The sequence below is a fragment of the Alcaligenes sp. LTN-3 genome (assembly GCF_059735605.1).
Map to the genome: position 1 here is coordinate 1,427,763 of NZ_JCAPDN010000001.1, position 24,166 is coordinate 1,451,928.

General features: G+C 55.4%; 26 protein-coding genes. 5 read left to right on the top strand and 21 right to left on the bottom strand.

Features of this window, described 5'->3' with window-relative positions; genetic code table 11:
* Together AC6I6N_RS06715 and lptF are read right to left on the bottom strand one after the other, a co-directional pair.
* The gene (locus AC6I6N_RS06715; RefSeq protein ID WP_264671812.1) at positions 1-633 is read right to left on the bottom strand and encodes a TetR/AcrR family transcriptional regulator; all 633 of its coding nucleotides are present in this window, start codon (positions 631-633) and stop codon (positions 1-3) included.
* Between the two features lie 59 nt (positions 634-692).
* Positions 693-1,799 carry an LPS export ABC transporter permease LptF gene (lptF, locus tag AC6I6N_RS06720; protein ID WP_264671813.1) on the bottom strand — a complete coding sequence of 369 codons (1,107 nt, stop codon included), beginning with the start codon at positions 1,797-1,799 and terminating at the stop codon, positions 693-695.
* A 56-nt stretch (positions 1,800-1,855) separates the two neighbouring features.
* On the opposite strand from lptF, the gene AC6I6N_RS06725 reads away from it, so the two are divergent.
* The 4 genes from AC6I6N_RS06725 (at position 1,856) to epsC (ending at position 5,751) form a co-directional block, all read left to right on the top strand.
* Complete coding sequence (locus tag AC6I6N_RS06725) at positions 1,856-3,349, top strand: leucyl aminopeptidase (protein ID WP_108727746.1); 1,494 nt, start codon at positions 1,856-1,858, stop codon at positions 3,347-3,349.
* A gap of 2 nt (positions 3,350-3,351) precedes the next feature.
* Positions 3,352-3,774, top strand: coding sequence for a DNA polymerase III subunit chi (locus AC6I6N_RS06730; RefSeq protein WP_094197294.1), 423 nt, complete (start codon positions 3,352-3,354; stop codon positions 3,772-3,774).
* An 81-nt stretch (positions 3,775-3,855) separates the two neighbouring features.
* On the top strand, positions 3,856-4,566 hold the full coding sequence (locus tag AC6I6N_RS06735; RefSeq protein ID WP_094197295.1) for a Bax inhibitor-1/YccA family protein: 711 nt from the start codon (positions 3,856-3,858) through the stop codon (positions 4,564-4,566).
* A 255-nt stretch (positions 4,567-4,821) separates the two neighbouring features.
* Positions 4,822-5,751: a serine O-acetyltransferase EpsC gene (gene epsC, locus AC6I6N_RS06740; protein WP_108727747.1), complete on the top strand. Its 930-nt coding sequence runs from the start codon at positions 4,822-4,824 to the stop codon at positions 5,749-5,751.
* A 237-nt stretch (positions 5,752-5,988) separates the two neighbouring features.
* Here epsC and rarD read toward each other — a convergent pair whose 3' ends face one another.
* The 19 genes from rarD to AC6I6N_RS06835 form a co-directional block, all read right to left on the bottom strand.
* Positions 5,989-6,894 carry an EamA family transporter RarD gene (gene rarD / locus AC6I6N_RS06745; protein WP_094197297.1) on the bottom strand — a complete coding sequence of 302 codons (906 nt, stop codon included), beginning with the start codon at positions 6,892-6,894 and terminating at the stop codon, positions 5,989-5,991.
* A complete protein-coding gene (locus AC6I6N_RS06750; protein ID WP_108727748.1) occupies positions 6,891-7,496 on the bottom strand; it encodes a PIN domain-containing protein in 606 nt (201 codons plus the stop codon). Before AC6I6N_RS06750 ends, rarD begins: the two co-directional genes overlap by 4 nt.
* A gap of 1 nt (position 7,497) precedes the next feature.
* A complete protein-coding gene (gene recO / locus AC6I6N_RS06755) occupies positions 7,498-8,088 on the bottom strand; it encodes a DNA repair protein RecO (protein WP_094197299.1) in 591 nt (196 codons plus the stop codon).
* Positions 8,081-8,971, bottom strand: a complete 891-nt coding sequence (gene era, locus AC6I6N_RS06760; RefSeq protein WP_094197300.1) for a GTPase Era — start codon at positions 8,969-8,971, stop codon at positions 8,081-8,083. The genes recO and era overlap by 8 nt, the downstream gene beginning before the upstream one ends.
* A complete protein-coding gene (gene rnc / locus AC6I6N_RS06765) occupies positions 8,968-9,726 on the bottom strand; it encodes a ribonuclease III (protein WP_094197301.1) in 759 nt (252 codons plus the stop codon). The genes era and rnc overlap by 4 nt, the downstream gene beginning before the upstream one ends.
* On the bottom strand, positions 9,726-10,610 hold the full coding sequence (lepB, locus tag AC6I6N_RS06770; RefSeq protein ID WP_094197302.1) for a signal peptidase I: 885 nt from the start codon (positions 10,608-10,610) through the stop codon (positions 9,726-9,728). Before lepB ends, rnc begins: the two co-directional genes overlap by 1 nt.
* Before the next feature lie 64 nt (positions 10,611-10,674).
* The gene (gene lepA / locus AC6I6N_RS06775; protein WP_094197303.1) at positions 10,675-12,468 is read right to left on the bottom strand and encodes a translation elongation factor 4; all 1,794 of its coding nucleotides are present in this window, start codon (positions 12,466-12,468) and stop codon (positions 10,675-10,677) included.
* Positions 12,469-12,711: 243 nt separating this feature from the next.
* Positions 12,712-14,217 (bottom strand): DegQ family serine endoprotease, encoded by a 1,506-nt coding sequence (locus AC6I6N_RS06780; protein WP_497943327.1) that lies wholly within the window; start codon positions 14,215-14,217, stop codon positions 12,712-12,714.
* 24 nt (positions 14,218-14,241) lie between these two features.
* Positions 14,242-15,267 (bottom strand): MucB/RseB C-terminal domain-containing protein, encoded by a 1,026-nt coding sequence (locus tag AC6I6N_RS06785; protein ID WP_230017701.1) that lies wholly within the window; start codon positions 15,265-15,267, stop codon positions 14,242-14,244.
* Positions 15,264-15,758 carry a sigma-E factor negative regulatory protein gene (locus tag AC6I6N_RS06790; protein WP_230017700.1) on the bottom strand — a complete coding sequence of 165 codons (495 nt, stop codon included), beginning with the start codon at positions 15,756-15,758 and terminating at the stop codon, positions 15,264-15,266. Before AC6I6N_RS06790 ends, AC6I6N_RS06785 begins: the two co-directional genes overlap by 4 nt.
* 9 nt (positions 15,759-15,767) lie before the next feature.
* Positions 15,768-16,370 (bottom strand): RNA polymerase sigma factor RpoE, encoded by a 603-nt coding sequence (rpoE, locus tag AC6I6N_RS06795; RefSeq protein ID WP_497943328.1) that lies wholly within the window; start codon positions 16,368-16,370, stop codon positions 15,768-15,770.
* Between the two features lie 462 nt (positions 16,371-16,832).
* Entirely contained in the window at positions 16,833-18,065 is a 1,233-nt protein-coding gene (gene fabF, locus AC6I6N_RS06800; protein WP_094197308.1) for a beta-ketoacyl-ACP synthase II, read from the bottom strand.
* Positions 18,066-18,204: 139 nt separating this feature from the next.
* Positions 18,205-18,444, bottom strand: a complete 240-nt coding sequence (gene acpP, locus AC6I6N_RS06805; RefSeq protein WP_003800961.1) for an acyl carrier protein — start codon at positions 18,442-18,444, stop codon at positions 18,205-18,207.
* A 184-nt stretch (positions 18,445-18,628) separates the two neighbouring features.
* A complete protein-coding gene (gene fabG, locus AC6I6N_RS06810; protein ID WP_042482415.1) occupies positions 18,629-19,372 on the bottom strand; it encodes a 3-oxoacyl-ACP reductase FabG in 744 nt (247 codons plus the stop codon).
* Positions 19,373-20,311, bottom strand: coding sequence for an ACP S-malonyltransferase (fabD, locus tag AC6I6N_RS06815; RefSeq protein ID WP_497943329.1), 939 nt, complete (start codon positions 20,309-20,311; stop codon positions 19,373-19,375).
* A gap of 46 nt (positions 20,312-20,357) precedes the next feature.
* Complete coding sequence (locus tag AC6I6N_RS06820) at positions 20,358-21,335, bottom strand: beta-ketoacyl-ACP synthase III (protein ID WP_094197310.1); 978 nt, start codon at positions 21,333-21,335, stop codon at positions 20,358-20,360.
* A gap of 25 nt (positions 21,336-21,360) precedes the next feature.
* Positions 21,361-22,449 (bottom strand): phosphate acyltransferase PlsX, encoded by a 1,089-nt coding sequence (gene plsX / locus AC6I6N_RS06825; RefSeq protein WP_094197311.1) that lies wholly within the window; start codon positions 22,447-22,449, stop codon positions 21,361-21,363.
* Positions 22,450-22,490: 41 nt separating this feature from the next.
* The gene (gene rpmF, locus AC6I6N_RS06830; protein WP_003800968.1) at positions 22,491-22,673 is read right to left on the bottom strand and encodes a 50S ribosomal protein L32; all 183 of its coding nucleotides are present in this window, start codon (positions 22,671-22,673) and stop codon (positions 22,491-22,493) included.
* 73 nt (positions 22,674-22,746) lie between these two features.
* Positions 22,747-23,268: a YceD family protein gene (locus tag AC6I6N_RS06835; protein WP_094197312.1), complete on the bottom strand. Its 522-nt coding sequence runs from the start codon at positions 23,266-23,268 to the stop codon at positions 22,747-22,749.
* Between the two features lie 290 nt (positions 23,269-23,558).
* Between AC6I6N_RS06835 and AC6I6N_RS06840 the strand changes: the two genes are divergently transcribed.
* Positions 23,559-24,161, top strand: a complete 603-nt coding sequence (locus tag AC6I6N_RS06840) for a Maf family nucleotide pyrophosphatase (protein WP_346548134.1) — start codon at positions 23,559-23,561, stop codon at positions 24,159-24,161.
* Positions 24,162-24,166 lie beyond the last annotated feature (5 nt).

Here is a 24,166-nt window from a genome sequence, read left to right on the forward strand (position 1 = left end):
TTATAGGGTCAGCCCTGAGTCTGAGCAGCCGGGGCTAGGCAACAGGCGCATACAGGCATCGGCCACCGCCCGTGCAAAGGGCAAGCTATCCGTGGCTTGCGCCGCAATGATCTCATCCGTAGCCCCATGAACGCCCGAATAGATCAGCAAACCCACAATTCTGGGGTTTGCAGGTGCCCACAGGCCTGCGTCCATACCACTTTCAATAATGGCCAGCAGCTGATCCAGAATCGCGTTTTTGGCCTGGTTACTGCGGTCATGATGGTGATGGTTGATATAGACCACGTCGTGAACCTTATAGGTCTCCACATAGACTGTGATGCTGGTACAAATCCAGGCACGCAGCTTCTGAGCCCAATCATCCGCCGGGCAAGCGTCTACTGCTTGTTCCAGACGCTCCAGAAAGTAGTCGGTATAGCGTTTGGCCAAGGCATCCAGCATTTCATTCTTGGATGCAAAGTAGTGGTAGAAAGTGCCTTTGCCAACCTGGGCCCGCGCCACGATGTCATTGATGGTGGTGGCCTCAAAACCCTGCTCAAGAAACAGTGTCTGGGCCGCATTCATCAACTCGTCAAGACGCACCTGCGCCGGTTTGGTGCGGGGGGGCTTCGTATCGGCAGTCTTCAAGGTCATGGTTTGGATTCTCAACGACGTAAAAAAGGGGCTGCTCGCCCCTTTTGTTTCTGAGTAGTTTAACTGGCTGGCGGTTTAGGAGCCTTGATGCGCAATTTACGCCACATCATAAAGACCATGATCAGCAAGAAGATTGCATGGACCAACCACAGACCAACCTCAAAGCCCAACTGCTCATTGCGTATCCAGCCACGCGACAGGTTGATCAGGTTCATATACAACAGTCCGACCAGACCCGCCACCAGAATATTGCCCGACCGACCCATACGCGGGTTCACCGCCCCCAAGGGGATTGCCAGCAAAGCTAAATTCAATGCCGCCAACGGCAAGGCCAAACGCCACATGATCTGCGAGCGTGACTCGGGATTGTCATCACTGAATAACAACGTGGTTTGGCGAGCCTTGATCTGCTGCTCGGCACGGGCACGGATGGTTTCTGCAGTGTTGCCCGCGTCACGGCTTTCCAGACGCATGCCATAGCTTTCAAAGTCCACCATGCGGAACTCGGCCTGACCGGGCTTCAAGTCATAGCGATGGCCTTCGCTCAAGACCAGAAAACGATCGCCATTGGGCTGCTCTTCCATGCGGGCGCTTTGCGCTGTCACAATGCTGAGCCACTGCGGGTCGATCACACGGGCAATCACATTGCCCAGCTCGTCTCCTTCTTTTTCCGGGGAATCCGCGTAAAACACACGGGCGCCGTCATCGGACTCAATAAACTGCCCGGCAGTGACTTTGCTCAGGTCCGAACGCTGCTCAAAACGCTGACGGTATTCGGCAATCTGACGATAAGCCCAGGGCGAAGCCTGCAAGGTCAGTACGGCAATCAAGATCGCAACCGGCACCGCGCATTGCAAAACGGGGGTGATCCAGTTTTTCAAGGACAGGCCGCTGGCGAACCAGACCACCATTTCGGACTCTCTGAAACTGCGTGTCACCGTCGTGAGCACGGCAATGAACAGGGAAACAGCCAGAATAATCGGCAAGGCGGTAATACTGGAAAAGGCGGCCAGACCCAGCACCACGTCAGGGCCAATCGTGCCATTGGCCGCTTCGCCTAACAAACGCACCAGAAGTACACTAAGCCACACAATCAGCAAAGTGGACAGTACAACGCCACTGTGACTTAAGATTTCGGATACCGCAGAGCGTTTAAATAGAGACATATGAGAATTTGCGAGATAATCGCAGGTACGATTTGCGACACACTGAGGATAGTTGAATGGAATTTAGCACACAGACATCCGCTTCTTTGCACCAAATTAAGACGGCCGCACTAGGCGTTGGCGTCTTTGCCGAGGGCATTCTAAGCCCTGCAGCGGAACTTATCGACCGCGCCAGCAACGGAGCGGTGAGCGCTGCTGTCAAAGCCGAGTTTAAAGGCAAGCCCAATACCCACCTGGTGCTGCGCAATCTGCCTGGCGTTAAAGCCGAACGCGTTATTTTAGTCGGCTTAGGCGCTCAAGAGGAATACAAAGCAGCAACTCATACGCAAGCCCAGGCCTGCCTGGCTTCTTACTGCCTGAAAGCAGACCTGAAAGAAGCCGTTTCGGCCCTGGCCAGCATCGATTGCAAAGGCACCACCTTGCGCAGCCGTGCCCAGGATGCAGCCGTCGCAGTATGCCGCGCCAGCTACCGCTACACGGCAACACTGAGCAAACCGGAACCCGCCCCCCAGCTAAGCCAGTTCCTGCTGTGGACGGCCCGTACCCAAGCCAGCGAAGCCAAGGCCGGTCTGGAACAAGGTCAGGCTATTGGTAACGGTGTGAACCTGACCCGACTGCTGGCTGACCTGCCCGGCAATATCTGCACACCCACTTATCTGGGCAAAACGGCCAAACAGTTGGCCAAGGAGTTCAAGACGCTGAAAGCCGAAGTGCTGGAGCGCAAGCAGATTGAAGCCTTGAAAATGGGCTCGTTCCTGTCCGTTGCCAAAGGCTCGGATGAACCCCCTGCATTCATCGTGTTGCGTCACACCCCCAACACCAAGACCAAACACGAAGACGGCCCTATCGTTCTGGTGGGTAAGGGTCTGACATTCGACTCGGGCGGTATCTCCATCAAGCCAGCCGGCAATATGGACGAGATGAAGTACGACATGGGCGGTGCTGCCAGCGTTCTGGGCACCATGCGTGCCATTGCCGAGCTGAACATCGACCGCGAAGTGATTGCCGTGGTGGCTTCGTGCGAGAACATGCCTAGCGGCCGCGCCAACAAACCAGGCGACGTCGTGACCAGCATGTCAGGCCAGACCATCGAAATCCTGAACACGGACGCCGAAGGCCGTCTGGTCCTGTGCGATGCCCTGACCTACGTCGAACGATTCAAACCCGCCGCCGTCATCGACATGGCTACTCTGACCGGCGCGTGCGTCGTCGCGCTGGGCCACGTCAACACGGGCCTGTTCTCCACCGACGACGACCTGGCCGACGAGCTGATGCAAGCGGGCAAGCAAACGGGCGACACGGCATGGCGCATGCCCATGGACGATGCCTACCAGGAGCAACTGCGCTCGAACTTCGCCGACATGGCCAATATCGGTGGCCCACCCGCCGGTTCGGTCACCGCCGCCTGCTTCCTGTCCCGCTTCACCAAAGCGTACCGCTGGGCTCACCTGGACATCGCTGGCACCGCCTGGCGCAGTGGCAAGGACAAGGGCGCCACCGGCCGTCCCGTACCTTTGCTGGTTCAGTACTTGCTTAATCAGTGTCGCTAAGCATGAGTCGCGTCGATTTTGCTTTCGGCGCACCAGATCGCTTGCGTACGGCCTGCGAGGTCGTACGCAAGCATTACGAAGCGGGCCGTCAGGTGGTGGTGTATCTGTCCGATGCCCGCCAACTTGCTCGCTTCGATCGGCTGCTCTGGGGGTTTGAATCCACGGCCTTTGTGCCACATGTGGGTGTAGAAGACCCTTTGGCAGCCACCACCCCGGTTTTGTTGACCAGCGCCGCCCCCGTGCCCACTGATGAACAAAGCTGGCTCTTGAATCTGGATGCCCAATGCCCGCCCGGTTTTGAACAATTTGCGCGTATTTTGGAAATTGTGTCCGAACGGGAAGCTGACCGTACCCAGGCCCGCGAACGCTGGCGTGTGTACCAGACACAGGGATGCCAGGTACATGCCCACAAACTGAGGGCTTGAATAATAAAGAAGATTCTTGATTATTCAGGTAATTGTCAGTTATCCTTGACCACTGATCTCTCTGTATTCTAAGGACTCATCATGAGCGAATTTCGTCAATCAAGCTTGCCTGAGCATAACGGCACCCTGGGCACCCAGTCGCTGATTGCTCGCAATCGCGTCCTGCGCAACACCTACTGGCTGCTGGCCTTGTCCATGATTCCCACCGTGTTGGGAGCCTTGCTGGGTCTGTCGTCGGGTATTAACCGGGTAATGGGCGCCAGCCCAGGCCTGAGCGCTATTGTTTTCCTGGTTGGTGCCTTTGGCCTGATGTTCTTGGTCGAAAAGAACAAGAACAACTCAATGGGTGTTGTCCTGCTGATGGCCTTCACCTTCTTCATGGGCATCATGCTGTCGCGTCTGCTGGGCTTTGTCCTGGGCATGGGTAATGGCGCACAACTGATCATGCTGGCCTTTGGCGGTACCGCCGCAGTCTTTGGCACCATGGCAACCATTGCCAGCACCACCAAACGTGATTTCTCCGGTATGCAGAAGTTCCTGTTTGTCGGTGCCGTCATTTTGCTGGTTGCGGCTCTGGCCAATATCTTTCTGCAACTGCCTGCGCTGATGCTGACCATCTCCGTGATGGCTATCGGTATCTTCTCGGCTTTCTTGCTGGTTGATCTGCAGCGCGTCATCAACGGTGGCGAAACCAATTACGTATCGGCCACCCTGGCAATCTACCTGGACGTCTACAATATTTTCAGCAACTTGCTGATGCTCTTGGGCATACTGGGCGGTAACCGCGAATAAGATCGCGAACCCGCCTCCCCCAAGCCCCCTTTCCGAAGGGGGCTTTTTTATTGCTGGCTGATTCAAACGCCTTAGCTTGAAAACCCACGTATCCCCCCTCATCTGCGTGATCTTGCCCTAAGCGTGAAGTGATACCCTCAGACCTGATTAACGTTCCGACGAATCACCCTGATGAAGCGCCCTGTTTTTCGTGTCCTGGATCAGACGCGCGGGTATAGTAAACCTTGTAAAAAATTTCCCCTCTGGAGAACACTGGTGGCAGTCTTTGAAACTCAACACATCGTCGACAATCTGCGCGGGGCCCGCGAAGAATGGCGACAGGCGCATCAACGCTTGAACGAGCTTGAAGGCCAGGAATTTCCATCCGTCCAGGCATTGATTCAAGTCACCGAGCAGCTCAAAGGCATTTTGTTCCCAATGCGTCTGGGTAGCCCGGAACTGCGCCGTGAGTATGAAGACCACTTTGTCGGCCACCACTTGGGCCAAGCTCTCAACACCCTGCTGCAACAAGCTCGGATCGAACTACAACGCGCTGCTCTGCTGCGCGGCGACCAACATGACCGTCAGACCATTGAGGAACAGGCTCACAAAGCCATTCAGGCCTTTGCTGACAAACTGCCAGACTTGCGCCGCACCCTGGACCTGGATGTAGTCGCTGCCTATCAAGGCGACCCGGCTGCCCGCAACGTCGATGAAGTGCTTTTGTGCTATCCCGGCCTGCTGGCCATGATTCACCACCGCATCGCCCATACCCTGACCAATTTGGGTCTACCGCTGACCGCCCGCATTATTGCCGAGCTGGCCCATAGCCAGACCGGTATTGATATTCACCCCGGCGCACAAATTGATCACTCCTGCTTCATCGACCACGGCACTGGCGTTGTCATTGGCGAGACGGCCATTATCGGCAAACGGGTTCGGATTTATCAAGCCGTCACCCTGGGTGCCAAACGCTTTAGCAAGGACGAGAAAGGTTTGCTGCTCAAGGGCCAGGCCCGTCACCCGATTGTGGAAGACGATGTCGTCATTTACGCTGGCGCCACGATACTGGGTCGCGTCACACTGGGAGCAGGCTCCACGATTGGCGGGAATGTCTGGATTACGGAAGACGTGCCGGCGGGTTGTTCGGTCACCCAGGCAAATCTGTTGCGCAATCAACCTGACTGTCCCGAGACACTGCGCTAAGCGGCATATTTGGGCCACGCAGGACAAGCTCCGGTGCCTCCCGGACGATCTCTCCAAGAAGATTTTCATAGTCAAAAAAACGACTCCCGATATGCTCCCCTTTGAAAACCGGATAGCAATCCGAGTTTTTCGGGGGTTATGACAGGAGTCGTTTTTTTAAGAGTCCGCCACACTCAAGAGAAGCCCTCAAAACGTCTTGTTCGGCGCAGACAACCTTGGGTACTAAGCAGACAGGATTCACGCCTTGAGAGGCGGTACAGGCGGTCCAGGCCGCCACATCTTGATAAGCCCTTCCAAAGCCATCAAGGCGATGGCAATCCAGATCGGAATATAAGTCCACCACTGATTCACGCTCATGGGTTCGTCCAGCAGCAAATACGCCACCCAGAACAAGAGCACCGGCTCCACATAGCCCAGGATGCCAAACAAAGCCAAAGGCAGCTGACGGCTGGCAGACAGATAGCTGACCAGCGCAACCGAGCTGATCAGACCCAGGACCGGGACTTGCCACAGCAAGCGCGGCTCATTGCCAAACAGGCCCCACATCTGCGTGTCTTGGACAAAAAGCAACCAGCAGGCGGGCAAGAACAAGAAGCTGAGGTCAAACCACAGCGAAGCCAGCGAACCCAGGCGCAGGTAACGGCGCAACATGAAATAAGGCGGATAGCCCAGGACCACCACTGCTGTCGCCCAGGACACACTCCCTACGCGGAACAGCTCATGCAGCACGCCTAAGCCCGCCAGCACAACTGCAATCCACTGGATAGTACTCAATCTATCTTTGTAGATCACCCGTCCTACCAGCACCATCACCAACGGCAGCAGGAAGTAGCCCAAGGACACGTCCAGCGCCATCTGGTGCAAAGGTGCCCAGACAAAAATCCAAAGCTGCACCCCGACCAATACAGCCGCCAGCAAGAGCAGCGCAAAATAGCGCCAATTACCGGGCCAATGCCGTAGAACCCAACGCACTTCCCGCCAGCGCCGTGCACGAGTGATCACCAACGCCAACGCAGGCAGGCCCAGCACAATACGCCAGGCAAAAATCTGCTCACCACTGAGCGGATGCAGCACGGTGGCGTAATAGTACAAGCAAGCGAACAATGCTGAGGCTAGAACCGACAGCAAAACACCTTGCTTCATGAGTGTGCCTCGTCCATTTTCTGACGCCGCAAATAAGCCTGTCCCACACTGAACAAACGATCACGCTTTAACAAAGTATGCGTATCCAGTGCCTGCGCTTCGGGCGTCAGCATCAAAGCGGGCAAACCATCCAGCAAACGCTGCATCAAGTCCGGATGCGCGGCCATATACAAAGCTAACAACTGATCCGGCTCCCACAGGCTGATCCCCAGGCGTCGCAGCTCGGAGCGATTAAAGTCTTTCAGATTCCGGGTCAGGATACCGACTGGCTGATCAGGATAACGCTGCTGCGCCAGACGGGCAGTGGCGATCACATGCCAGTCCTTGACATCGGAATAGCGCAAATTCTTCTTGAACTCGCTACTGTCGCCTAAATCGGCTTCAGGGTAACGCTGTTGCAGCTCTTCCCACTGCTCCTCGATGGAGAGGGGCATAACTTTCCACAGGCGGCCCGCATTACGACGCCACTCATCACCAATGACGGGACTCCAGACAGGTTTGAACAGTTGCTCATCGGCCAGGGCCAGGAGCAAGCGACGCAGAACGTTGGAGATCAGGACGCAGGTATCCAGAACCAGCACGGAAGGAAGGGAGACGGCCATATCAATAGCGTTGCAACTGCATAAGAACGGATCGGGTATGCAAGGGGCGGCCCAGCAGACTGTTCAAGCGTTCACGCAAGCGTATGCGCAACTCCGGCTCACCGACTGGATCGTTGAAATCAGGTGTGGCCTCATCAAAGCCATAACCTGTTTCGGTCAGCAGCACCCACTCAAAACGCCGCAAGGCCCCCGCCACAGGCGGACGAGGAATCTGTGCCAAATGCACCAGGGCTTCTTCGTAAGCATCGAACAAAACGGGGTGCGGGTCCTCACGCGGCAACAAACGAATCAATAATTCATTCATGTACCAGGCCGACATCAGGGCGCGGCCTTTCAAAGGGCGAATCCCGGCGCAATCCGCCCGCGTCAGTGTCTTGACTTCATTCTTGCCCGACCAGGCCAGCAATAAAGGCTGAAACACAGACAAAGCAGGCCGCAAAATAGAATGCGGCCTTTTGGCGCCTTTAGCGACCATCGGCACCAGCCCGTGGTTACGCGTAAAGGCATGACAGATCAGAGACGTTTCACGCCAGGCACTGGTGTGCAGTATGTAGCCCGCTTCGTCCTGATAGCGATGACGGGGATTACTCATACCCCAGGTCGCGCAGGACCGCTTCACGATCAGACCAGCCCTTACGCACCTTGATGTACACATCCAGGAACACAGGCTTGTCGATCAGCTTGGCAATATCTTGGCGAGCCTCAGTCGCAATGCGCTTCATGTGCATGCCACCAGCACCCAACAGAATCGGACGATGGCTTTCGCGTTCCACCACCACGCAGGCGGAAATACGGGCACCCTGCTCGTTTTCGTCCCACTGCTCGATGACCACGGTACAACCGTAAGGCAGTTCATCACCTACCAGACGGAAGATCTTCTCGCGCAGCAGCTCCGAGGTAATGAAGCGCACCGAGCGGTCGGTAATGGTATCCGCGTCGAACATGGCCTCGCCTTCAGGCAAACGGGAGGCGATCTCGTCCAGCAAGGGGTCCAGTTGCAGGCGCTTGGCCGCGCTGACCGGAATCACGGCACCGTATTCGAATTCCTGCGACAGGCGGGCGATATAGGGCAGCAAGTCATTCTTGCTCTTGAGCGCATCAACCTTGTTGATGACCAGAATGGTCTTGCCGCCTTTAGGCAGCATGGGCAGCAGCTCGGCATCCGAAGCGGACCACTTGCCAGCCTCGACCACGTGCACCACCACGTCCACATCGGCCAGCGCCTGGGTAACAACACGATTCATCATGCGGTTCATGGCCCCGCCGTGCTTGGTCTGAAAGCCGGGGGTGTCCACAAATACCATTTGATCGTGGTCACGTGTCAACACGCTGTTGATGCGGTGGCGCGTAGTCTGCGCCTTGCGCGACACAATCGAAATCTTGCTGCCGATCAAAGCATTGGCCAGCGTGGACTTGCCGACGTTCGGTCGTCCGACAATAGCCACGAAGCCGCAGCGAAAAGGGGTCTGTGTCATTCTGCTTCCTGCGACACTGCCACAGGCAGTGTCAATTGTGAGGGGCGACGATGGCGACTGGCGCGCGTCGTCTTGGCTGGAAATTCAGCTTGTAAAATAGCAATGGCCTGCGTTGCGGCGGCTTGTTCAGCCGCACGACGGCTGCTGCCACTGGCACGGACATGGATGTTGAGCTTGGCGATCGTGCATTCAATATCGAAAAGCTGATCGTGGGCTGCGCCATGCGTGGCCACCACGGTATACAGCGGCAAATCCAGCTTGCGACCTTGCAGCAGCTCCTGCAGCAAGGTTTTGGGATCTTTCCCCAAGGTTTTGGGGTCCACATCAACCAGCATGGGTTCATACAGCTGAGTGATGACGGTTTGGGCCTGTGTGAAACCCGCGTCTAGAAAAACAGCGCCAAAAATCGCTTCCAGCGCATCCGCCAAAATGGAAGGACGGCGGAAACCACCGCTTTTCAGCTCCCCTTCTCCCAGACGCAAATAATCCGACAAACCCAGACGGGTTGCAATTTCAGCCAGCGCAGCCTGTTTGACCAGATTCGCTCGCAGGCGCGACAAATCGCCCTCATCAATGCGCTGAAAGCGGTCAAACAACAAGGCCGCAACCGTGAAGTTCAGAACCGAATCGCCCAGGAACTCCAGCCGCTCGTTATGACGAGCGCTGTGGCTACGATGGGTCAAGGCCTGCTCCAGCAGGCCGATGTCTTTAAAGGAGTAGCCGATAGCGGCTTCAAGCAAAGCAAGACGTTTCATTAATGGAAGCGACCTATACGGCTAAGTTCGCGGAAATTCATCCAGATAAAGAAGGCGCGTCCCACAATATTCTCATCGGGCACAAAGCCCCAATAACGACTGTCCAGACTATTGTCGCGATTGTCTCCCATGACAAAGTAGTTGCCATCAGGCACCACACACGAAATGCCATTGGAAAAATATTCACAAGAATCACGATGGGGGAAGGCCACGATGGGCATCAAACCCTGAGGCGCAGTTTTGTTCAGCAAGATGTTGTGCTGCACCTTGCCCAGCTCTTCCAGATAACGCCCAATGTAAGCGGAGCGATCCGGTTCGTAGTAATCACCACTGCGCACTTGGGTAATGACCTGACCGTTTACGGACAACACCTTGTCGCGATACTCCACACGGTCACCGGGCACGCCGACCACGCGCTTGATGTAGTCCACGGACGTATCCACGGGGTAACGAAACACAATCACATCGCCACGCTCGGGATGCCCCAAAGGAACAACCTTGGTGCCACTAACAGGCAGACGAATACCGTACTCGTATTTGTTCACCAAAATCAGGTCGCCATTTTTCAGCGTCGGCAACATCGAGCCCGACGGAATGCGAAATGGCTCGATAATGAACGAGCGCAAGACGAATACAAACAAAATGACTGGGAAAAAGCTGACGCCATATTCAATCCACCAGGGCATACGGTTGGCCTGGTCATACGCATCCTGGCGCAGTTGCTGCAAATGCTCAGGGTCTTGAGCTGCCGTTTCCGGTATTGCTTGCATCGCGGCCCGCGCACGCGCCAGACGGCGGGAACGCAGGAAGAATCGATCCAAACACCAGATTACGCCGGTCAGTATTAGCAGTACAAACAAAATCAGAGCGAAATCCCAGCTCATCGGTTTCCTTTAAAGAAATTAAGGCAGTCCTGGCTGTAGTCGGCTTGGGGTGCCGACTACAGCATTACTTATCTTCGACCTGCAAAATTGCCAAAAAGGCTTCCTGCGGAATTTCGACGTTCCCAACTTGCTTCATCCGCTTCTTACCCGCTTTTTGCTTCTCAAGCAATTTCTTCTTGCGAGAGATATCACCGCCGTAACACTTGGCCAGCACGTTTTTACGCAATGCCTTGACGTTCTCGCGAGAAATAACTTCGGCACCAATGGCGGCCTGAATAGCAATATCAAACATCTGGCGCGGGATCAAGGAGCGCATCTTGGCGACCACTTCGCGTCCACGGTAACGGGCATTGCTACGGTGCACAATCATGGACAAGGCATCGACGCGGTCGCCGTTGATCAGGATATCCACCTTGACCACATCGGCCGAACGGTATTCCTTGAACTCGTAGTCCATGGAAGCGTAGCCACGCGATACGGACTTGAGTCGGTCAAAGAAGTCCAGCACGATCTCAGCCAGGGGCATTTCATAGACCAGATTCACCTGACGGCCATGATAGGTCATATTTAACTGCAAACCGCGCTTGGCTGTACACAGGGTCATGACCGGGCCCACGTATTCCTGTGGCATTAGCAGCGAAACCACAACAATAGGCTCGCGCACGTCTTCGATATGGGACACCTCCGGCATGCGGGAGGGGCTCTCAATCATCAGGACTTCGCCATCACGGCGCTCGACCTCGTACACCACCGACGGCGCGGTAGTGATGATGTCCATATCAAATTCACGTTCCAGACGCTCCTGGACGATTTCCATGTGAAGCAGGCCCAGAAAGCCGCAACGGAAACCAAAACCCAGCGCCTGAGACACTTCGGGCTCGAACATCAGGGAGGAATCGTTCAGCTTGAGCTTTTCCAGGGAATCACGCAGCTGGTCGTACTCACTGCTTTCCACCGGGTACAAGCCGGCAAACACCTGAGGTTTCACTTCTTTAAAGCCAGGCAGCGCCTTGTCCGCAGGTTTGCCAGCCAGGGTGATGGTATCGCCCACCTTGGCGTGTTCCAGCTCTTTAATACCGGCAATGATGAAACCCACCTCGCCAGCAGACAGATGAGGACGGTTTTCCGATTTAGGAGTGAACACACCGATGTGCTCGACCAGGTGCGTGGCGCGGGTGGCCATCAACAGGATTTTTTCCTTGGGCTTGAGCATACCGTTAACGATGCGCACCAACATGACCACGCCCACGTAGTTGTCAAACCAGGAGTCAATGATCAAGGCCTGCAAGGGCGCTGCCGGATCACCCACAGGTGCAGGCACACGGGCGACGATGGTCTCAAGGATTTCGTCGATCCCCTGACCCGTTTTTGCACTGGCCGCAATCGCATCGCTGGCATCAATACCGATAACGTCTTCCACTTCCTGGCGTGCCGAATCCGGATCAGCCGAAGGCAAATCCATTTTATTGAGCACGGGAATCACTTCGACGCCCTGGTCCAACGCGGTGTAGCAGTTAGCCACCGTCTGCGCTTCCACACCTTGGGAAGCATCCACGACCAGCAAGGCACCTTCACAGGCCGACAAAGAACGGCTGACCTCGTAGGAGAAGTCAACGTGGCCGGGAGTGTCGATCAAGTTCAGGTTGTATACCTTGCCATCCTGAGCCTTGTAGTGCAAAGCGGCGGTCTGGGCCTTAATCGTAATGCCACGCTCTTTCTCGATGTCCATCGAATCCAGAACCTGGGTCGACATCTCGCGGTCGGCCAGGCCACCACAGCGTTGGATCAGGCGGTCAGCCAAGGTCGATTTGCCATGATCGATGTGGGCAATAATAGAGAAATTGCGGATGTGGTCCATAAACCCGTTAATAAACAAAGAAAATGTTGAGGCGCAATGCCAGAGAGACGGCACAAGAAAGGGGCGCCCATGACGCCCCTTTTCAGTCCACGCGCCGAAAACGCAAGACCCGTCCTGTCAGACGGGCGCACGTGGAACCATAATCTATTCGGGGCAAAATGCCCCCGCAAATAGTGGCGAAAAAACTCCGGCCCCTGGCCGGAGTTCATCAATGGCTACCATTTTAGCCGTTTTACAGAATTTTTATTTCGATGGCGTAATCAAAACCCATTGCGACTGGCCTGCACGCAAAACCAGCAAGGCCGCAGGTTTGGATTTATCCAAAGATGCAACCATTTTAGCGTATTGATCCGGTGTCCCTACGTCTTTATCGTTGACGCGCAAAATAAGATCACCGGGCTGCAAACCGGCCTCGCTGGCAGGAGCGGTCGCATCCACGACCTGAACAGCACTCTCGACACCTAAACGCTTCAAATCAGCATCAGAGACAGCAGTCACTTTCAGACCAAAGGCATCCGTACTGCTGGCGGTTGGCGTGTCTTTCTGATCCTTGCCAGCGACAACCGGGCTGCTGGAAGGCATTTCCTCGACATCGATCTTGACTGTCTGCACCTTGCCCTTACGCCATATTTCCAACGTGGAGCTTTGACCTGGTTTGGTACCACCCACAATACGGGGCAGATCCGTCATTTGATCAATGGTGCGACCATTGAACTTCAAGATCACGTCACCGGACTGAATACCGGCTCTGGCAGCAGGACCACCCTCTTCCACGCTGCTGACCAAGGCACCCTTGCTGTCTTTCAGGCCCAGCGCTGTTGCCACATCATCGGCCACCGGGGTGATCTGCACGCCGATACGACCACGAGTCACCTTGCCGTCGGATTTGAGCTGCTCAACCACATTCATGGCTTCATCGATGGGAATGGCCAGGGAAATACCCATAAAACCACCACTGCGCGAAATGATCTGGGAGTTCACGCCCACCACTTCACCATTCAAGTTGATCAAGGGGCCGCCGGAGTTACCGGGGTTTACAGCCACGTCAGTCTGAATGAAAGGCAGGTAATCGCCCGTTTCGCGGTTGATGGCGCTGACAATCCCGGAGGTCACCGTGGACTCCAGACCGAACGGCGAACCAATCGCCAGAACCCACTGCCCTTTCTTGAGCTGCTTGGAGTCCCCAATCACCATAGGCTTGAGGTCTTTGGCTTCGATCTTGATCAAAGCCACATCGGTGCGTTCGTCCGTACCGATGATCTTGGCTGGATATTCCTTACCATTGCTCAGCGTGACGAAAATGCCGTTGGAGTCCGCCACCACATGATTATTAGTCAGGATGTAGCCATCGGCCGAGATGATAAAGCCCGAGCCCACGCCACGCGGCACAGTGCGCTCCTGGGGCTGCTGCCCATTATTGCCCCCATGGGGCCGTTGGGGAGCCATGCCTGGCGGCATGAAATCAGGCCCAAAAAACCAGCGGAACATGTCGTAGGGGTCCGAACCGGGGCCCATGGCAGGTGAGCGTACCCGCACCGCCTCTGTGGTGCGAATATTGACCACCCCATCTTCGGTCTTGGCAACAACTCCCGTAAAATCAGGCAGGCCCAATGTCGTGCTTTGGACCTGCTCGCTTGTCGTGACAGGCTGGGCCTGCGCGTAGACCATAGGCGCACCCGTTGCCAGTACCACGGCAGCCGTCAAGGCCGAGAGAACAGGAATACGCATTTTATGACTCGATTTTTCCATTCAAATACTCCTGGTGGACGATAGTCAATGTGTCCGGGATGGTGGGGTGAACTGTGTGCCTTCAAGCAAAGCGCGCAGAGTCTGTACAGGGACAGCCCCCGTACTAGTTAAAACATAATCGTTGATGCGACTGCGGTACATATTCATGGAGCCACGGTGAAAGGCACCCAAGCTATTTTCTTCTGCTTCGGGAGTCCCTACCTTTTCCAGAAACACGGAAATAGCGGCCAGACCGTCAGACATCATCAGATGGGTTACCTGACGACCAGCCCGCATGGGCCGAAGCATTTCGGAGCGCAAGGTAAAACCGGCCGGCATAGCCAAATGCCACCCCAACTCGCTTATATCAATTTTCTGCACTTCGGGCTCAACCACGTCCCACTTGCTGGGGTTCCAGTTGGTGCGCAATTGCTGCAAATCCACCTGCTCTCCAAAAGCGACCGAGGCAAAAGCGATCTGATCCACTACCGCTTGTTGTGGGTCCAAAGTCTGCATTTTCAACAGCAAATGGTGATCGGTATCGGCACACACACGGTAGCCATAACGCTGATCATCCTTGGGGACCAACTCGATCAGATCGCAAGGACGGCCCGCCACGCGCTCGCGCGAAGGCAAACGGCGCATATCGTAGAATTTTGGCAATTGACTGACATCACCGACCAGAAAACTGGGAAAGCGCTCGTTTTCACGCCGCTCGATCACCACCATTTTCTTTTCGGGAATCAGGCATTGGGTCACTTCGTTCTGACGCAGAAACTCACGCGGTTCACCATCCAGAATTTCCAGACGCTCGCGCTCGCCAGTACCATCAATAATGTGAACCAACTTCATGGACTGGCTGGCCTGATCCTGCGTGTAAATAATGACCCCGGAGTAATCCAGATCGCGCGCCGCTTTGTGAACCTTCTGCAGCCAAGGCAGATCCAGAGGCTCCAGCCCGTCAGCCCCCTGAGCCAGCACCGGTGTACACAACACCACCAGCGAAAAGGCAAGCAAACCCTTATAGAGACGCGCCAAACCCATCTGCGATGGCATACGTACAGACCTCATTGACCCAGGGCTCCACTTTCAAAGGACACATGGCGTACTGGGCCGGTACCAACAAAATCGCGATGCAAATCCGCGTAATCATTCCAGAGCTGATCGTCCTGGGCGCTGGCCACCAAAGTGCCAGGCACTGAAGTCACGCCCATGTAAGGTAATCCCACCCACAAGGCTGCCGCCACCGCTGCCACCACAGCCAAGCCGCTGACACCGTAGCGCTGCACCAAAGGACGTTTCATGGCGCTTGGAGCAAGCACAGTAGGCTCTTCGTCGATCGCTTTGGACAGACGTGCGTAAAAACGGTCCGAAGTACGGATAGCCAGTGCGTCGGTACGCATGACGTCACCAATCAAATGATAGGTATCCCAGACTTGACGCCCATAAGGGGAGTCCAGTTCCTCGGGCCGTATTTCAGCCTCACCATCCACCCAGGAAGACACGGCGGCCTCCCAGGCATTCAGTTGATCTTCATCGGAATGGGATTTCAGGGCTTGCATCATCAATCCTTACCACCGTCGTTCACTATCTTCACCATCCAGTATGGGACGCAACTGCGCAGCAATGGCGTCGCGGGCTCGAAAGATGCGTGAGCGTACAGTTCCTATAGGGCAGTCCATGGTCTGAGCAATATCTTCGTAGCTCATACCTTCTATTTCACGTAGCACGATAGCTGTCCGCAACTCTTCAGGCAGCGCCTGGATTGCTGTATTCACTGTTTCAGCAATCTGGCGGCTGACCATCATGGATTCTGGCGTGCTTATATCGCTTAGGTTGTCGATTCGGTCAAAAGTTTCACCTTCTTCGGTTTCGACGTTCTGCAAAGTGTTGGGACGTCGTGCGGCCGAGGCCTGCCAATTACGGGCCGTGTTAATCGCAATACGGTACAGCCAAGTGTAAAAAGCACTCTCACCCCGAAACTGAGGTAGAGCTCGGTACGCTTTGATGAAGGTTTCCTGAGCCACGTCTTCAACTTCAGACGGGTCACGTACCATACGGGTGAGCAGACGCATGATTTTGCGCTGGTACTTCAGTACCAGCAGGTCAAAGGCTCGCTTATCCCCACGCTGAACACGTGCAACTAGTTCGGCATCGGTATCGCGTTCACTCATTAAGAATCCTTATTCTGAGCACGGACCTGATGGGACAGCCGGTTAGCACATAGACACAAGGCCCACCAGGCCTGCGACGGCTGAGTACGGCGCCATACAGTAATCGTACGGCAGGCCCTACCGGCGCAATCAAAACGTAAGCGCAAAGTCATGAACCAAGCACACCGCCAGATCTGCTCTATTTGCACGGACGCCTTTGCTGTGCCCTCGTACTGCAAGAAGTATAGCCCTGCCCGATGCGCTAGTGTAGCGCGCCCACCCCACACCCGACGACTGCGAGCATACAAAAAATTAGCCCACAAAGCACCTACGAACAGACAAACAGCCCAGGGCCATTGCCAACTGTACATCGCCCAGGCCAAGCCTGACGCAAGCAATACATAAACAACAACGCCCAGTCGGCGCACCGGGGCCGGAGCTCCGATCGACCAGGACTGGGCGTCAAGAGTGGGACGGTCTAACTTAGCGAAGACGACGAACCACCATCGAACCGTTAGTGCCGCCAAACCCAAAAGAGTTGGACAAGGCCACGTCAATCTTCATATCACGCGCTTGGTTAGCGCAGTAATCCAGGTCACAAGCAGGATCCTGATTGAAAATATTGATCGTTGGAGGCGAGATCTGGTTATACACCGCCAAGGTGGTGAACACCGCTTCAATACCACCGGCAGCACCCAGCAGGTGACCCGTCATGGACTTGGTGGAATTGACCACCAGCTTGTAAGCGTGATCGCCAAAAGCCAGTTTCAATGCTTCGGACTCGTTCACATCGCCCAGCGGCGTGGAAGTACCGTGTGCGTTGACGTACTGAACCTCGTCGGCGTTGATACCACCATTGCGCAAGGCATTCATCACGCCACGACGCGGACCGTCACGGTCTGGCGAGGTGATGTGGTGAGCATCCGAGCTCATGCCGTAGCCGGCGAACTCGCCGTAAATGCGGGCGCCACGTTTCTTGGCGTGTTCGTACTCTTCCAGCACCAGCACACCAGCACCCTCGCCCAGCACAAAGCCGTCGCGGTCCATATCCCAGGGGCGCGATGCCGTTTCCGGGTCGTCGTTACGGGTGGACAGTGCACGCATGGCCGCAAAACCGCCAATGCCCAGCGGGGACACAGTGGATTCGGCACCACCCGCAATCATCACATCAGCGTCGCCATACTCGATCAGACGAGCAGCATCACCAATGGAGTGCAGACCGGTTGTACATGCCGACACAACCGCGTAGCTAGGACCTTTCAGGCCCAGACCGATGGACAACTGGCCGGACACCAGGTTGACCAGAGAACCAGGCACAAAGAACGGGGAAATCCGACGTGGCCCCCGTTCCAGATATTCTTTTTGGGTTTCTTCAATACGGGGCAAACCACCAATCCCCGAACCTACAATAACGCCAACACGCTCAGCATTGATGCTGTTGATGTCCAAGCCGCAATCCTTCCAGGCTTGCATACCTGCTACCACGCCGTAATGGATAAAGGTATCCATCTGCTTGGCTTCTTTGACTGAAATGTAGGGTGCTAATTCAAAACCTTTGACCTCACCCGCTATCTGGGCTGTTAGGGCCGAAGGATCGAAACGGGTAATACGCCCGATGCCCGAACGCCCATTGACGATGTTATCCCACGCGGTAGGAATATCGTTGCCGACCGGGGAAACAATACCCAGCCCGGTAATCACGACACGTCGTTTCACGGATGACTCCTAAACACAAAAAAAGCGGTTTAAAGGGAATAACTGCGTCTTGCAAGCTAAAGCCGCCGGGCACAAGCTACTCTCTGGAAACCGCTCTGGAGCGAGGGCGTGCACATGCCGCCCACCCTCTTAATTGAACTTACTGCTTGCTGTGAGAATTGATGTAGTCCACAGCTTGCTGGACCGTCGTGATTTTCTCAGCTTCTTCGTCTGGTATTTCGGTTTCGAATTCGTCTTCGAGCGCCATCACGAGCTCGACCATGTCGAGCGAGTCGGCACCGAGGTCGTCGAGAAAAGAAGATTCGTTTTTGATCTCGGCTTCGTTAACGCCAAGTTGTTCAGCGACGATCTTCTTGACGCGCTGTTCGATGCTTTCCATGCAGATTCTCCAAGTTGGGAAAAATTCCCGCAAATTATAGCCAATCCATACTACTAAGAGGGATAAGCTATGACAAAAAACGGCGTTCTTGTATGAGGCCCAACGTTATTCGTACAACGCCGGCTCAAGCAATAGGCCCCAAATAATCCCGCAATTTTACCTCAGCCGGGCGCGATGCCAAGCCTTACATGTGCATACCACCATTCACATGGATGGTGCTGCCCGTAATATATTGCGCTTGCGACCCGGCCAGAAAGGCTACCGCGTTGGCGATATCCTCAGCAGCACCCAGTCGTCCCAGAGGGATTTGCGACAAGATTGCCGCCGACTGCTCAGGGGTCAAAGAGCGTGTCATGTCCGTATCGATAAAGCCCGGAGCGACACAATTAACTGTAATGTTACGGCTACCGAGCTCGCGCGCCAAGGCGCGGCTCATGCCGGCCACACCGGCTTTGGCAGCGGCGTAGTTGGCTTGGCCAGGGTTACCACTCTCGCCCACCACCGAGGTAATGCTAATGATGCGGCCCCAGCGGGCTTTCATCATGGGGCGGATAACGGCACGCGACAGGCGGAACACGGCACTCAGATTAGTCTGGATAACTGCATCCCAATCTTCATCTTTCAAGCGCATGGCCAGGTTGTCACGCGTAATACCGGCATTATTGACCAGGATATGCGGACCGCCATCTTCTTTGCTCAAGGCAGAAATCAGCGCTTCGCAAGCAGCCGGGTCGTCCACATTCAATACATGACCATAGCTGCCATTCTGGTCCAGTACAGCAGAAATCGCCTGCGCGCCGGACTCGGACGTGGCAGTACCAATAACCTTGGCGCCACGTGCCATCAATTCTTTAGCAATCGCCTGACCGATACCGCGCGATGCGCCAGTTACCAGGGCAGTCTTGCCGCTTAGATCCAATTCTTGCATTTATGCTCCCTCCAGGGCTTCCAAAGTGGCCTGCAAGGATGCAGGGTCGCTGATCGACAAGGCAATCAGATCACGGTCAATACGCTTGACCAGACCGGTCAGCACTTTGCCTGGACCACACTCGACTACATGGGTAACACCTTGGGCCTTCATGGCCTGGATGGTTTCCACCCAGCGTACAGGATGCCAAGCCTGACGAACCAGCGCGTCTTTAATCTGCTCAGGGTCGGTAGGTGCGGCTACGTCCACGTTATTGATAACAGAGACCGTGGGAGCCTTCACATCCACCGACGCCAGCGCCTGAGCCAGCACGGTGGCAGCCGGTTCCAGCAGGCTGGAGTGGAACGGGGCCGACACGGGCAGCACCAAGGCACGCTTGGCACCGGCATCTTTGGCCAGAGCACATGCACGATCTACCGCTTCTACATTCCCGGCAATCACAACCTGAGCAGGCGCATTGTAGTTAACAGCCTGAACAATCTGCTGCCCCTCGGAGGCTCGCGCACATACATCGCGCACCTGATCATCATCCAGACCCAACACGGCAGCCATGGTACCCGCACCGACGGGCACAGCAGCCTGCATGGCATCGGCACGAATGCGAACCAGCGGGACAGCCTGTTCCAGGCTCAACGCACCGGCAGCAGTCAGGGCCGAGTATTCACCCAGGCTATGGCCGGCCATCACGGCAGGAACGGGGCCTCCGGCCTGAATCCAGGCCTGGTACATGGCCACGGCGCTCGCCAGCATGACAGGTTGAGTATTGGTAGTCAGATTCAAAGCCTCAGCAGGCCCTTGTGCCATCAACTGGGCCAGGTCCTGACCCAGCGCCTGGCTGGCTTGTGCAATGGCTTGCTGTACGACAGCGGACTCGGCCCAGGCATCGAGCATGCCCACGGACTGCGAGCCTTGTCCTGGAAAGACAAACGCAATTTTCATGGTAGAAAAACTCAAAGAGATGAGGCGGTAATCCGAATCGCGCTACTTAGCAGCGGACCAGCACCGAACCCCAGGTAAAGCCGCCACCCACGCCTTGCAACAGCGCCAGATCACCGGTACGGATACGACCATCCCGGCGAGCAGCATTCAGGGCCAAAGGCACACTGGCTGCCGAGGTATTGGCATGTTGATCAACCGTGATAACCACCTTCTCGGAGGGGATACCCAGCTTACGACCTAGAAAATTGATGATGCGAACGTTGGCCTGGTGCGGAACCAGCCAATTGATGTCAGACAAGGAAACACCAGCCTGTTCGCAGACTTGATTGGCCGAAGCGGCCAGTGAAGTGACAGCCAGTTTGAACACAGCCTGACCGTCCATACGCAGGAAGGGATCACCCACAACCTGGCCGTGCGAGACATTGCCTGCCGCGCACAAAATACCCATTTGGCTGCCATCCGCATTGAGCTGGGCGGCCAAAATACCGGGTTCATCACTGGCTTGCAGAACCACAGCGCCCGCACCGTCGCCGAACAGGACGCAGGTAGAGCGGTCATTCCAATCCAAGATGCTGGAGAACACTTCAGCACCGATAACCAGCGCATTGCGCGCACGGCCTGCCTTGATCATGGCGTCGGCGGTCGTCAGTGCATAGACAAAGCCGCTGCACACCGCTTGTACGTCGTACGCGGCCGCGCCCTTGTTGCCCAATTCGGCTTGCACCAGGCACGCCGTGCTGGGGAAAACGTAATCGGGAGTGGAAGTAGCCACCACAATCAGGTCCAGATCCTGGGCAGCAATGCCCGCATCTTCCAGCGCCTGACGCGCGGCGTGTGTTGCCAAATGACTGGTACGAACACCGGGATCAGCAAGATGACGCTGGTGAATACCGGTACGCTCGACAATCCACTGATCGGAGGTTTCGATACCCTTTTGAGCCAGCTCAAGCGCTAGATCATCGTTAGACACAATCCGAGGAGGCAGATAGCCACCTGTACCGATAATCTTGGCAAATATCGTCATTTTATGTTCCCGATCAAGCCCGTTCTTATGAGGACGAGGGCTCTGAAGTATGGCGTGTATCTGGTTCGCCGCTTTGCTGTTCATGCAAGCTCACACTTTGCATGATGCGTTCGACTGCCTGGCTGGTACCGCTGAGCAGACCATTGAGCACTGCACCGCGGGCTCGTTGCAAAGCATAACCGAAAGCGTAGGCATCGGCAGAACCATGACTTTTGATAACAATACCGCGTAAACCCAAAAGGGCTGCACCGTTATGACGGCGATTATCCACCCTGTCGCGGAAACGATTCAAGACAGGACGAGCCAGCAAAGCGGACACTTTGCTTAAAGGGTCACGGGTAAATTCGTCGCGCAGCATACTGCCGACCATCTTGGCCAGACCTTCAATGGACTTGAGGACCACATTGCCCACGAAACCGTCACACACGACCACGTTGACAGTACCTTTACAGATATCGTCACCTTCTACGTTGCCGTAAAAATTCAGTCCGCTAGAGCGTAACAATTCAGCCGCCTTTTTGACGACCTCGTTGCCTTTGATGACCTCTTCCCCAATATTGAGCAAGCCCACAGTAGGACGCTCATGGCGATCCACGATACTGGCCAGAGCAGATCCCATAATGGCGAACTGCAAGAGGTGTTCTGCAGAGCAATCCACATTGGCACCCAGGTCCAGCATGATCGTGGCCCCGCCCTTTTGGTTCGGGATGGACGTAGCAATGGCTGGGCGATCAATCCCATCCAAAGTTTTGAGTACGTAGCGCGAAATTGCCATCCAGGCGCCGGTATTACCCGCAGAAATGCAGGCATCAGCTATCCCGTCCTTGACAGACTGGGCAGCCACTCGCATGGAGGAATCTTTTTTGCGGCGCAGGGCCACCTCGACCGAATCGGCCATGGTGACAACTTCGGATGCGGGAAGAATGTCGTACCAGGAGGTATCGACATTACCTTGCGCACGCAATGTTTGCTCGATGGCCTGAGGCTCGCCAACCAATAAGCAGTGCACATCCGGATAGCGCTTGGCAAAAAGCAGCGCTGCAGGGACAGTGACGGATAAACCGATATCGCCGCCCATGCAATCGATGGCAATACGTATTTTTTTGTTAGACATCAAGCATGCAACCTATGTTGCTTGCAACGACAAAGAGACTATTACTCGTCGTTCTTTGTCTTCAGCACTTTACGGCCACGATAGATGCCGTTGGGGCTGATGTGGTGACGCAGGTGCAATTCGCCAGTCGTAGGCTCGATAGCCGTCGAAGGACCAGTAAGCGCGTCGTGCGAACGACGCATGTTACGCCGGGACGGGCTCTTTTTATTCTGCTGAACAGCCATGATGACTCCTGTAGATGGACAACCCCGAATAAATGGGTGCAGCCCGAAAAATTAACGAATTAGTAACAAACAATCAAGACTTCTTGAGCGAACCCAGCACAGCAAACGGGGACGGCCGCTCAAAAGCGGATTCATCCAGGTCGTCTGACTTAGCTTCCATGGACAGCGACTGAGCGTCGGGACAAACCTCATGGCGCGGCACATAAGGCACGCTGAGAATCAGTTCATCCTCGACCAGCCCCAGGACATCCAACTGGCCTTCACACAAGATACGATCAGGACCTTCCGTATCGTCATCGTCCAGCTCCAGTTCTTCCTCGGTTGCCACAATCTGCACTTCGTTAGAAATATCGATGGGCCACGCAAAAGGCTTCACACAGCGCTGGCATTCCAAAATGACACTACCTTTGGCCTGCACATGCACAAACCGACGCCGGGCAGAATCCTCCCGACCCGAAACGCTCCAGTCAATGCGCAAATCGCCTTGATCGGGCAAATCGGATACCAGACGAGACAAATCCTCCACCAGCACCTGGCCCGACATTTCCTGAGGGGCACGGGCGAGATTCAAGGTGTCGATATACTGTGTCGTCATAAGTATGCTTAGGGCATCAAACCGCGGTCTTGCCAGGATTTGGATACCGCTTGTTTGTTTTGCTTGTCGCTTGTTTGCTGCTTGTTTGTTTTACTGCCTTGGTATCGCTTGGGTGCGCTCTACCATTTTTCTTGTACTGCTTCTTTTCCCTGCCCTTCGGTATTGAAGCATGTAAAACCTCGCTGGCAAACTGCCAAGCTAGCCCACAACCATTTCAATAACGAAGAAAACATTAGATAATACCGTGCTAAGCACAAGGCAGTCAAACCAAAGCACAGCTAAAACACACCATGCGTCTCATCCTTGCATCAAGCTCAGTCTATCGCCGCGCTATGTTAGCGCGTTTGGGCCTGCCTTTCACCTGTCAGTCTCCTGACATTGACGAAACCCCACTTCCTGGGGAGGCTCCTGCACAGCTCAGTCTGCGTCTGGCGCGTGAAAAAGCCACCCGTATCAGCCAGCTAAACCCAGGCGCACTGGTGATTGGCTCCGATCAAGTTGCCACGTCGGGCCAGGACGCCATCGGCAAGCCCGGCGACCACGCTGGTGCACAGAAACAACTGCGTCGCCTAAGCGGTCAACACATTGATTTCCATAGCGCCTTATGCGTGACTGACGGCCAGGAACTGCTGTGCAGCGATATTGTTACCAATTGTCGTTTTCGTGCATTAAGCGATGAGGAAATTGAGCACTATTTGCTGCAAGAAAGGCCTTATGACACTGCTGGCAGCGCCAAGGCCGAAAGTCTGGGGATTGCCCTGATGGAATCCATGCGCTCGGACGATCCGACCGCGATCATCGGCCTGCCCCTGATCGAGCTGTGCACCATGCTGCGTCACTTTGGATTAAACCCCTTGCGCCCCAACCTTCTTACCCCTTCCGTTGAGGACTGATTCGC